Raw genomic sequence first — 11,209 nt, forward strand, 5'->3', positions numbered from 1 at the left:
GAAAACCGCTGCTTAGACTCCTCCCAACCCCTCCACACAAACTGCAGAAGCCTCACGAAATTACGGAAAAAGATGTAAAAAGGCTTTGGGTCGAAAAGGACGCTGTTTGTGTCGAACTGAAAGACGGCCGAATCGGGCGGGAACTCATCCGAGATTACGAACCGCTGCGGAAGGCTACGCGAAAGCAGTTGGAGAACTGCCGCGTTGATTGCGATGGCGTGTGGTTTGACGATCTGGAGGAGGGCCTGGAACTTTCGGGATTCTTTTCGCCGAAAAAGACGAATCCCATTGGCCGCATATTTTGGTTGTTTCCCGAACTTAACGCCTCGGCGTTTGCTCGCCGATTGGGAATCCCGCAACCCCTCTTTGCTGCATATGTAAATGGGACGAAAAAGCCGTCGTCGGCAAGAAAGAAACTCATTGACGAGGAACTCCGCCGCATCGGCAGGGAGTTGCTAAAAACAGTGGCATAGTTTTTTGGCCAACAATTTAGCCGTCCGTGATGTGCGGGCGGCTTTTGTGTTGAAACTTTGGGCTTGTTTGGCTTTTTTGGTGTGAACAATAAATTACATTTTCTTTAGATAAACATTATTTGGGGGCGTTTATGAAGAAGTTTCTTGATCTGTCATCCTGGAGCCGCAAGGCGGCGATAGGATCCATGCTTATTATGGCGTTTGCCTTTGTCGGGTGCGATGACAGTTCGTCGGCTTCGGCAGAAAACAATGAACCTGCGGCGTTGAGTAGTGCTGAAAAGCAGGGAAGTTCGTCTTCATCACGTCATTGCGAGGAGTGTAACGACGAAGCAATCTCTAGCAGCGGCAATGCGGAGTTGAATGGGTTTAGCCGGTTTAGTTCATCCGAAAAGAAAACGGAATCTAGTAGTTCGGAAAAACTGTCCGAGACAAGTAGCTGTTCTGAGGACGATGACGGGTATTCGTCGAGTTCCGTAATTTTGGCAACTCCTTGCAAGACTGAAACTGAAGATAACTGCGAATATGGGACTTTGCTTGACGACCGTGATGGTCAGAGCTACAGGACCGTGAAAATCGGTGGCCAGGTGTGGATGGCCGAGAACCTGAACTACCGCTACCTGGGGCCTACTGCTACCCTGGACTCCTCCAGTTTTTGCTATGGCGATGATTCTGCCAACTGCACCAAGTACGGTCGCCTGTATCTGTGGAGTGCGGCTATGGACAGTGCTGGCGTTATCAAGGGAAATACTGCCAACGGTTGCGGTAACGCTTCGAAATGCACGCCTAGTGGAAATGTGCATGGCGTATGTCCTCAGGGATGGCACCTGCCAAGCAGGGACGAGTGGGAAGTTTTGTTTACCACAGTTGGCGGTTGGCCTACGGCAGGTGCCAAGCTAAAATCGACATACGGCTGGAATGACTACTATGGTGATAGAGGCAACGGCGATGACGCCTTTGGTTTTTCTGCGCTTTCTGCCGGCCACAGGGACAACGATGGGGACTATGGCAGCGAGGGTTACTACGCATACTTCTGGAGTTCTACTGAATACGATGGCGACGGCGCATACTACATGTATACGAACTTCAGCAAAGACGGTGCGTACTACCAGTCCGACATCGAAAAGTACGAAGGCTTCTCTGTCCGTTGTCTCAAGGACTGATTGAGGTCCTGAATTTTAAAGTGGCACATTTGTTATGAATTAAATGCCCTAAGGCGGAAGAAGATAAGTCGGCGAGCGGACAGTAAAGGCCGAAGGCCGTAATTTGTCCGCGAGGCGAGCTTATATTTTGGAGCCGTGGGCTGTTTGAAACCGGGGTGTTGCGGGGTGTCCCCGCAGAGGGGGTAGCGGAAGACTTGACTTAGACCCTATCGCTTCGCTCCAGGGTGACATAAGTCAAGGCTGCAGCGAGGGGGAGGCTTCCCCCTTCCTAATTCAGATTTGTGAGTTCGGATTTCAGAGTTGAATTTTTGAAAAAATTGAACTTCGAATGCCGAAGTTTTATGATAGTAGGCTGTAAAATCCGAAAATAACTACGAATTCCGAAATCTGAATTCCGAATTTACTACATTTCCCCCCGGAAACATTCTATTTAACAGAGGTTCAAAAAATGAATTATTTCAATTCTATCCCTATGCGTCGCCAACTCGAAGAAATTGGCCACTGCCGTTTCATGGAACATTCTGAATTCAGCCGTGGTGTTGAAGCTCTCAAGGGCAAGAAGATCGTGTTCGTCGGTTGCGGTGCCCAGGGTCTCCATCAGGGTCTTGACCTGCGCGATAGCGGCCTCGACGTCTCTTACACGCTCCGCAAGGAAGCCATCGAACAGAAGCGCCAGTCCTGGAAGAACGCTACTGAAAACGGCTTCAAGGTTGGTACCTACGAAGAAATGATTCCGGATGCAGACCTCGTTTGCAACCTCACACCGGACAAGCAGCACCACAACGTGATCCCGGCCATCATGAAGCTCATGAAGAAGGGCGCCGCCCTCTCTTACAGCCACGGCTTCAACATCGTTGAAGAAGGCCAGGAAATCCGCAAGGACATCACGGTGATCATGGTCGCCCCGAAGGGTCCGGGTTCCGAAGTCCGTAGCGAATACGTTCGCGGTTTCGGTATGCCCTGCCTTATCGCTGTGCACCCGGAAAACGACCCCGAAGGTAAGGGCTGGGACTACGCCAAGGCTTACGCCGCTGGCCTCCATGCCGACCGTCCGGGCGTTCTCGAAAGCTCTTTCGTTGCCGAAGTGAAGTCCGACCTCATGGGTGAACAGACCATCCTTTGCGGTATGCTCCAGACCGGCACGATCCTTTGCTACGACAAGATGGTGAAGGAATTCGGCGTTGAACCTGCTTACGCGGTCAAGCTGCTCCAGTACGGCTGGGAAACCATTTCCGAAGCCCTGAAGCACGGCGGCATCACCAACATGATGGACCGTCTCTCCAACCCGGCCAAGATCCGCGCAACGGAACTCGCCGAGAAGATGAAGAAGATCATGAAGCCCTTGTACCAGGAACACCAGGACAATATCATCTCTGGCAAGTTCTCCAGCACCATGATGGTGGACTGGGAAGCCGGCGACAAGGACTTGCTCAAGTGGCGTGGCGAAACGGGCGAGCTCGAATTCGAAAAGGTCGAAGCTACCGACAAGGTTATCACCGAACAGGAATACTTCGACCGCGGCGTTCTCATGACCGCCATGATCAAGGCCGGTGTGGAACTCGCATTTGAAACCATGTGCTCCGTGGGCATCAAGCCGATGAGCGCCTACTACGAATCTCTCCACGAAACTCCGCTTATCGCGAACCTCATCGCTCGTAAGAAGTTGTACGAAATGAACCGCGTGATTAGCGACACCGCCGAATACGGTTGCTACCTGTTCGCCAACAAGTGCGTGCCTCTGCTCGCCGACTTCATGAAGAACGAAGTGAAGAAGGACGACATCGGCGCTATCTACGGCGAAGGCAAGACCACCGCTGTGGATAACGAAGAACTGATCAAGGTGAACAAGAACATCCGTCAGCATCCGGTGGAAGAGGTCGGAGCGTGGCTGCGTGAACGCATGTCCGGCATGACCCGCGTCGTCTAAGCTTCGCATAACTTCGTTGCGGTTGCGCTCACGTACGTTTTAGTACGCTACGCGCAACCACGCCTCGTTCTGCTCGCTTATACAAGCTTTCGTGTAAAAGCGATTTATTAAAAAGTTTGTCGGAAACGGCAGACTTTTTTCTTTCGTCTCTCGTCTTTCGTCTCTCGTCTATCTATATTATCCCACATGAACAATTCTCAATCTCGCAGTCAGCTTCGTGATGAAGTCTATACCCAGATGATGTGCGCGCAGGCGCGCCTTTCTAAAGACCAGAATACCCAGATGGGGGCGGTGCTGGTGAGTGCCGACGGTCGCGTGATCAGCACGGGCTACAATGGCGCTCCGGCTGGTTTCGACGACGAGACGGTGCCGTACACCCGCGAAAAGCAGCTGCTGGCGTACGATTTGCTGGATGCCGATTCGGACGAGGTCCTGAGTCACCACGAGTTCGAGGCCAACAAGTACCCGTTCATGGTGCATGCCGAAATCAACGCGCTGCACTATGCCCGCGGCAAGGTTCCTCCCGGCTCCAAGCTCTATGTGATTGGTTTTCCGTGCGAACGCTGCGCCCTGGATGTGAGCCTTTCGGGAGTTGCCGAAGTGTTCGTGACCAAGGACGATTACGACCCGAAGTCCACGCTGAACAACAGCCGCGACACGGCATACTACATGTTTGCGCAGGCGGGAATTATCGTGACGCTGTGCGGCAAACGCATCCGCCCGGTTGTTTCGAAACCGTTAAATAGAGCTTAGAACTTAGATCGCTGCGCAGCCGAACTTAGGTTATTTCTAAGCTCTAAGTTCTTTTATGTACTGTAGACGTTTTTATTAAAAAAATGTAGACTTTTTGGCGCAATATTTATTATATTGATAACCGGGAGCAATTTGCGCTCGGTTTTTTTATGGATTTTTAATATGGTGAATCTTTTTGAATACTTGAACTACCGCGAATTCTTGCGTGACGCCTATGAAGAGCGCCATAAGGGCGATTGGCGTTTTAGCCACCGCTATATTGCCGACCGTGCCGGGTTCGATGCGTCGATGTTCAACAAGATTCTGCAGGGCAAGCGCAACTTGACCAGCCGTCTGGTTTCGGTGTTTGCCGATATCTTTTGCAACGATGACCGCGAAAAGGCTTACTTTGCCGACATGGTGGCGTTCAACCAGGCGAAGAATCATTCCGAAAGTCGCCAATACCTAGAAAAGCTGGTGGCCACCAAGGAATGCAAGGTCGAAAATGTGGCCAAGGACCAGTTTGAATACTTTGACCACTGGTACCATGCGGTCATCCGCGAACTGGTGACTTTTTACCCGTACGTGGGTGACGATGCGGCGCTTGGGCTGATGGTGCGCCCGCCGATTACGGCTTCGCAGGTCAAGTCTTCGATTGCGTTGCTGGAACGCCTCTCGATGATCAAGAAGAACGAGGCAACAGGATTTTACGAACAGACGCAGGGCCTGATTTCGAGCGGCTCGGAATCGTACAGCACGGCGGTCAACTCTTACATCCAGCAGAACTTAAACGTGGCGCAAGACGCCATGGACCGTTTTGAACGCGGTGAACGCAATTTGTCGACGCTCGCCTTTGCCTGCGACGAGCCGACTTACAAGGAACTGGTCGAAATGGTGCGTCGCTTTAGGCGCGAAGTCTTGGCGAAGGTGGGCCAGTGCGAAAAACCCAATCGGGTGTTCCAGCTCGGTATGCAGTTGTTCCCGCTTTCGGACCCGTATCCGCCACCGCAGCGTCGCGGGCGCAAGCGCCGTATTCGCGGACTTGAAATGACCGAAGGCGAATCGCAGGTTGTCGTTGATGCGAACGAGGCGACGGAACTCAAGGATGGATTGACCGAAACCTTAAGAAATGCCGAAGGGGGTGCTGCCGATGCTTAAGAATTTGTATAAAAGTTTGCTTGCGTCGGCTTTGCTTGCAGGTTCGTTTACAGCTTGTAGCAATGACAAGAATGTTGCCGGTGGTACCGAAGCGGAATCGACGATTGTTGCGCTGCAGATTCAGGTGGCGGGAAACCACGCCTATTCTCGTGTGCGTGCGCTTCCGGACGATTTCTTGGCAGAAGAGGCGACCGAAGCGGAATGGATCGAAACCGATGAAAATGGCTTCGTGAAAATTCCGATGGAACCGGGCGCATACACGGTTGAAGCCCGCCATGTGGATGGAACCGATGCAACGGGCGCCGTTTACAGTGTTGCTCTTGATTCCAGTTCTTCTAATGTAATTGATACGATCAAGCTTGTTGAACTTTCGTCGATCGAGGGCTTTGTGTTGCTTGGTGAATCAACGCCGGTGATTCGTATCGCAGGCCTTGACCGCTATGTAGTTCCCGACAGTACGGGACATTTCGTAATCGACTCCTTGCCGACGGGAAGTTTTGAGGTCCTGTTCGGTGACCCGCAGTCGATCAACTCGGCCAAGGTAGAATCAACTACGGGCGACACTCTGTACGTAGACTGCTCCGATTCCGTGGTTCAGGTGACAAGGTCTGTTGAATCGGTAGCCACGGAAGTCCCGAATGGCGACTGGAACGAACATGCCGCACTCCTTGCTCAAGTCGACGGTTATGCCGTGGGCGTGCTCGGTGCGGCTGGCGTGACCGATAGTTTAGGAAATATCTTGGCTGCCGAAGGCGAAATCTGTGTCGTAACAACGACTGAAGACTATGTGATTGTCGAAGATACGACGGAAGTCGATTCGGCCGGAAATGCGAAAACGACCGCCGTGATTGCTCCGGGTTCACTTCGTGAGTGCGCTTACAGGGATTCTCCAACGTGGATTTTGTTCGAAAAGAGCGGCACCTACAATTTGGAATCTCCGCTTCGCCTAGGTTCCGATAAGACTTTTGACGGCCGTGGGCGAGATGTCCGCATTACGGGTATGGGAATTCTGACGCAGGAATCTAGCAATCTGATTTTTGAAAACCTGACATTTACCGCACCTGCTATTACGGTACAGGATACGAGTTCACGCCGAGCGCTTTCGCTCCATAATGGAACGCATCATGTTTGGGTCGACCATTGCGTGTTCGAGGAATACCCGCTGGTGGAACTCGATGTAAAGCGTGGCTCGCACAATGTCACGATTTCCTGGTCGCGCTTCGAAAATGCACAGACCGGTGTCCTGTTTGGCCTGGCGGCTGACATCATTATGGATACGGCGCAGAGCTTGACCATGCATCACAATTATTTTGCGGGACTTTCTCGAGACGGTATTCTTGCTCATGGGGGAAAACTGCATGCTTACAATAACTTCTTTGACTCTGTAGAAAAGTCGGGCGTGGTCTGTTCCGATGCGGCGCGTTGCCTGATCGAAAAGAATGTGTTCAACAATGAGTTGCCCGTGACGCTTTACCGGTGGTACAACGAAGATGGCTCTCCGGTTGATTCGACGGTCGGCTTTGTGAATATGGTCGAAAACAAGTTCTCGGCAGGGGGCTCAGATTCAGACTTTGCTGACCATGCGGTTGGATTCGTTCCTGATTACAAGTATGAATCGGGGCTTGCCGATGTTTCGCTTGTACTCAGGTTGAAAAACGAGAGCGGTTCCCGCTGAAACAAGCTGCTTCTGCCCGTGCAAGGACCAGACGGTCTTTCATAATTTTTTATCTTAGCCGGTATGAAAGAAAAACTGCCGGCTTTTTTGTTTATGCTTGCAATCCCCCTGTCGATTGTTCTCTACCTTAAGGTGGAATCGGCTTCGGACTCTGAAATTGTAGCTCTCCTGTCGGCGGTGGGACTTTATCTGGTGGTCTTTTTCTTGTTGGCGATGTTCTTCAATTCACGTGCGAAAGATGCCGATGGTAAGGCTGTTTCCGCTTTAGACAATTTGTTCGCGGAAAAGAAGACGAAGGCCGAGCTTGCTCGCGAGCGGATCTTACGCAAGCAGAAAGAAATCGAGGCTCAAAGAACGGCTGAAAATAAACCGAAATTTTGACAGCCTCTTTATAGACAAAGTAATTTCCTTTAGCTATATTTTGTGCGTAAGGAGGTTATATGAAGAAAATTGCTTTATTATTGGCAAGCTCGATAGCCTTTGCAGACGCAGGAGAACGCTACAAAGATCGAATGTTCGATGTTTCTGTCGAAAGGGACGTCGTCTATGCCTCCGGTGTAAAACACCTTAAGAAACTGAATACGATTTCGCTTGGGCTTTTGACCTATGCCATAATGAACGATGGCATGCCGGTCTATCTCTACGAAAATGAGACTGACTTGGCCAGTGTCAATTTGCACATGGATATTTACAAGCCGAAAAACGATTCCGAAAAGAAAAGACCGGCGGTCTTGGTGATGCACGGTGGAGCCTTTGCTGCGGGGTCTAAGAACGATTACGACCAGCATTCAATTACCTATTGTGATTAATCGCAGTTTCTATTTGACAGGTGGGAACGAACGTCCGTATGCCGTTGCCGACTTGAGAGGCTGCATCGTGAAGAGCGGTATGGTGGTTGCGGGCGAGTCGGTCGATTTGATGGACCTGGAACGCGGTGTATATGTGCTTCGCGTGAAGGGTGAACGCCCGTTGCGCTTCGGTTTGATCAAGTAGTTTTTTATAAACCCTGAAAATTGCTATATTTGGCGCGTACAAATCAAGGAGTAGCTAAATGCTCAAATCTACACTGCAACAGACCGATCCGGAAATCTACAACATCATCCAGGAAGAAGCCGAACGCCAGGAATATGGCATCGAACTCATCGCTTCCGAAAACTACACCTCCAAGGCCGTCATGGAAGCTATGGGCTCAGTGCTGACCAACAAGTACAGCGAAGGCTACATTGGCAAGCGCTACTACGGTGGTAACGAAGTGATCGACAAGATGGAAGCTCTCGCCATCGAACGTTGCAAGAAACTCTTTGGTTGCGACCACGCAAACATCCAGCCCCTTTCCGGTTCTCCGGCAAACGCTGCTGTTTACATGGGCGTCCTCAAGCCGGGTGACAAGGTACTTGGCCTCAAGCTCGACCACGGTGGACATCTTTCTCACGGCCATCCGGTGAACTTCTCCGGTATGCTCTACAACTTCGTCCAGTACGAAGTCGACAAGGAAACGGGCCGCATCGACATGGACAAGGTCCGCGAAATCGCCCTTAAGGAAAAGCCCCGCATGATCCTCGCTGGCTTCTCCGCATACAGCCGCAACCTTGACTGGAAGAAGTTCAAGGAAATTGCCGACGAAGTCGGCGCTCTCACCATGGCTGACATTTCTCACGTTGCTGGCCTCATCGCTGGTAAGGCTATCGAATCTCCGGTTCCTTACTTCGATATCGTCACCACCACCACCCATAAGACTCTTCGCGGTCCCCGTTCTGCAATCATTATGTGCAAGGACAAGATGATCAAGAAGATTGTCAAGGGCGAAGAAAAGGAAGTCTCCCTGCCCAAGGCTATCGACGCTGGTCTGTTCCCGGGTATGCAGGGTGGTCCCCACGACCACATCAACGCTGGTAAGGCAGTTGCATTCCTCGAAGCTCTCCAGCCGGAATTCCAGACCTATGCCCAGAACATCATCAAGAACGCTAAGGCTATGGCCGACGAACTGATGAAGCTCGGTTACAAGATCATTTCCGACGGTACCGACAACCACCTCATGGTTGTGGATATGACTTCCAAGGGTATCGGTGGTAAGGATGCCGAAATCGCAATGGAAAAGGTTGGCATCTCCTGCAGCCGTTCTACCATTCCGTTCGACACTCGTAAGCCCATGGATCCGTCCGGCGTACGTCTTGGCACCGCTGCCATCACTACCCGTGGCTTCGACGAAGAAGACTCCCGGGTCGTGGCCCGCATCATCGACCGCGCTATCCAGGCCAAGGATGACGATGCCGCTCTCGCTAAGATCCGTCAGGAAATCATCGAACTCTGCAAGAAGCACCCGCTTTATAAGTAAAGTGTAGCGGGGCAAACGCTCCGCGCATTGAGTCATCCTGAGCGGCAAGATTGGTGTGCCTGCCGAACCATACCGCGAAGGATTAAGACTGGAATACTGGCGGCCCGTTAGAACGGGTCGCTTTTTATTATCTTTATCCCGTTAAAACGAGGTTTTATGCAGTCCTGGACTGAAATCAAGAAAATCGAGAACCCGACCGAAGAACAGCAGCTCGAGGCGGTGAAACTCAACTGGTATTCCATCAGCCTTATCGAGAACCCGACGCCTGCCGCGCAGAAGGCCGCGTTCGAACAGAACGTGCAGGCGATTCTCTACATCAAGAATGGCCTTTGTGAAGATTTGAAGGCGGCGCTCAACGCCCTCGACGAACCCGCGCTCCTTGCCGCGGTGAACGGCGACCCGAACATTCTGAAGTTCGTGTCGAATCCTGAACTTCTCAAGGCCGCTGTGCGTAGCGACTGGAAAATCGTGAAGAAGATTGATAACGCAAGTGACGAATTGTGGGCCGAGGCGGTTCGCGTGAATGTCGATGCTCTCAAATTTGTCCGTCATCCAGGTGAAGCCGTCCTGATGGCCGCAGTGGAACGTGACTGGACCTATTTGCAAGAAATTGAACATCCGACGGCTGCTATCGTTGTCGCTGCGGTCAAGCAGGATTACCGCGCCTTTGAGTATGTGAGTATCAAGAATCGTACCGAGGCCGTGCAACTTGCCGCCGTACGAACCGATCCGCGTTGCATCCAGTACCTGCAGCGTGCTTCTGAACGGGTGCAGATGGAAGCGGTTCGAAACAACAAGGATGTCTTTCACTTGATCAAGAATCCGGCCGAAGCTGTCAAGGAATTCTGCAAATAGGATTTGCGATGGATTCGTTGCTGCAACGCCCGTTGTTTGCTCTCGATTCTGTGACGTTCCGTTATCCGAAATCGGATGCGGACGCTCTTTCCTGTGTGTCGCTTGAAATTCCGCAGGGGAGTTTCTTTGCGCTTCTCGGTCCGAATGGGGCTGGCAAGACAACGTTGCTTAGACTGCTTTGCGGACGCTTTTCGAAGTTCTCGGGCTCGCTTGATGTTTCCGCGGATGTTCGCGGGGCAAATGGTTTTCTGGATCCGCTAGCCTGTGGTATTTTGCTTGAAAATCCGGGAATTTATCCGAAGCTTTCCATATCGGAATACATTGATTACTTTGTCGGCTTTTATGCGGCGCGTATTGATTCTTGGAATGAATCTGTTTCTCGCGAACGCATTGCCGAACTTGCGCGGAAACTGGAATTGCCTTCCCTTGAAACCCGTATGTCCGCCCTTTCGCTCGGAAATCGCCAGAAGGTGCAGCTGCTGCGTGCGATGGCGCCTGCGCCGCGCTTGTTGATTCTTGATGAACCTGTAGCGAATCTGGATCCGATGTCTCGCGAAACGGTGTGGTCGCTGATTGCCGATTGGCGAAAAGAAGAGGGGGGCACGGCAATAGTCTGTTCGCATATCCTCGCCGAAATGGAAGAAGAAGCGACGGATTACGCAATTATTGATCGTGGCCAGCTGCTAAAAAGTGGACGCGTGGCCGATATCGCTGCTCAGGAAACATCCTTCAAAATAGAATCGTCTGCATCTTTAGAACAAATTCGTGCGGCGCTTGCCGCGGCAGGAATCAATGCGGATGTCATGTGCGAAAAAGCGGATCTTGCGAAATTGTACCGAGATGTAGTTTCTGGCAAAAGATGAACAATGTGAAATGATTTGTTTCACCTTTCTC

General features: G+C 51.6%; 12 protein-coding genes. All 12 read left to right on the top strand.

Annotation, left to right across the window (positions count from 1 at the left end):
* On the top strand, positions 1-473 hold a 473-nt coding region (locus tag Q0P86_RS12345; RefSeq protein WP_295039785.1), incomplete at its 5' end, for a DUF2442 domain-containing protein.
* 131 nt (positions 474-604) lie between these two features.
* Complete coding sequence (locus tag Q0P86_RS12350) at positions 605-1,633, top strand: fibrobacter succinogenes major paralogous domain-containing protein (RefSeq protein ID WP_294115875.1); 1,029 nt, start codon at positions 605-607, stop codon at positions 1,631-1,633.
* Between the two features lie 448 nt (positions 1,634-2,081).
* Complete coding sequence (gene ilvC / locus Q0P86_RS12355) at positions 2,082-3,560, top strand: ketol-acid reductoisomerase (RefSeq protein WP_173346055.1); 1,479 nt, start codon at positions 2,082-2,084, stop codon at positions 3,558-3,560.
* 186 nt (positions 3,561-3,746) lie between these two features.
* The gene (locus Q0P86_RS12360; RefSeq protein ID WP_294115224.1) at positions 3,747-4,313 is read left to right on the top strand and encodes a deaminase; all 567 of its coding nucleotides are present in this window, start codon (positions 3,747-3,749) and stop codon (positions 4,311-4,313) included.
* Between the two features lie 162 nt (positions 4,314-4,475).
* Positions 4,476-5,450, top strand: a complete 975-nt coding sequence (locus Q0P86_RS12365) for a TIGR02147 family protein (RefSeq protein ID WP_295039815.1) — start codon at positions 4,476-4,478, stop codon at positions 5,448-5,450.
* The gene (locus tag Q0P86_RS12370) at positions 5,443-7,125 is read left to right on the top strand and encodes a right-handed parallel beta-helix repeat-containing protein (protein WP_295039818.1); all 1,683 of its coding nucleotides are present in this window, start codon (positions 5,443-5,445) and stop codon (positions 7,123-7,125) included. Before Q0P86_RS12365 ends, Q0P86_RS12370 begins: the two co-directional genes overlap by 8 nt.
* A 63-nt stretch (positions 7,126-7,188) precedes the next feature.
* A complete protein-coding gene (locus Q0P86_RS12375) occupies positions 7,189-7,506 on the top strand; it encodes a hypothetical protein (protein WP_295039821.1) in 318 nt (105 codons plus the stop codon).
* A 59-nt stretch (positions 7,507-7,565) separates the two neighbouring features.
* Positions 7,566-7,934 carry a carboxylesterase family protein gene (locus Q0P86_RS12380; protein WP_295039823.1) on the top strand — a complete coding sequence of 123 codons (369 nt, stop codon included), beginning with the start codon at positions 7,566-7,568 and terminating at the stop codon, positions 7,932-7,934.
* Positions 7,927-8,118 (top strand): hypothetical protein, encoded by a 192-nt coding sequence (locus tag Q0P86_RS12385; RefSeq protein WP_290995833.1) that lies wholly within the window; start codon positions 7,927-7,929, stop codon positions 8,116-8,118. Before Q0P86_RS12380 ends, Q0P86_RS12385 begins: the two co-directional genes overlap by 8 nt.
* A gap of 58 nt (positions 8,119-8,176) precedes the next feature.
* Complete coding sequence (glyA, locus tag Q0P86_RS12390; RefSeq protein WP_290995831.1) at positions 8,177-9,460, top strand: serine hydroxymethyltransferase; 1,284 nt, start codon at positions 8,177-8,179, stop codon at positions 9,458-9,460.
* Positions 9,461-9,616: 156 nt separating this feature from the next.
* Positions 9,617-10,315: a hypothetical protein gene (locus Q0P86_RS12395; RefSeq protein ID WP_295039825.1), complete on the top strand. Its 699-nt coding sequence runs from the start codon at positions 9,617-9,619 to the stop codon at positions 10,313-10,315.
* Between the two features lie 8 nt (positions 10,316-10,323).
* Positions 10,324-11,178 (top strand): ABC transporter ATP-binding protein, encoded by an 855-nt coding sequence (locus Q0P86_RS12400; RefSeq protein ID WP_295039827.1) that lies wholly within the window; start codon positions 10,324-10,326, stop codon positions 11,176-11,178.
* Positions 11,179-11,209 lie beyond the last annotated feature (31 nt).

Origin of the sequence: uncultured Fibrobacter sp. (assembly GCF_946062555.1) — a bacterium.
Lineage (GTDB): Bacteria > Fibrobacterota > Fibrobacteria > Fibrobacterales > Fibrobacteraceae > Fibrobacter.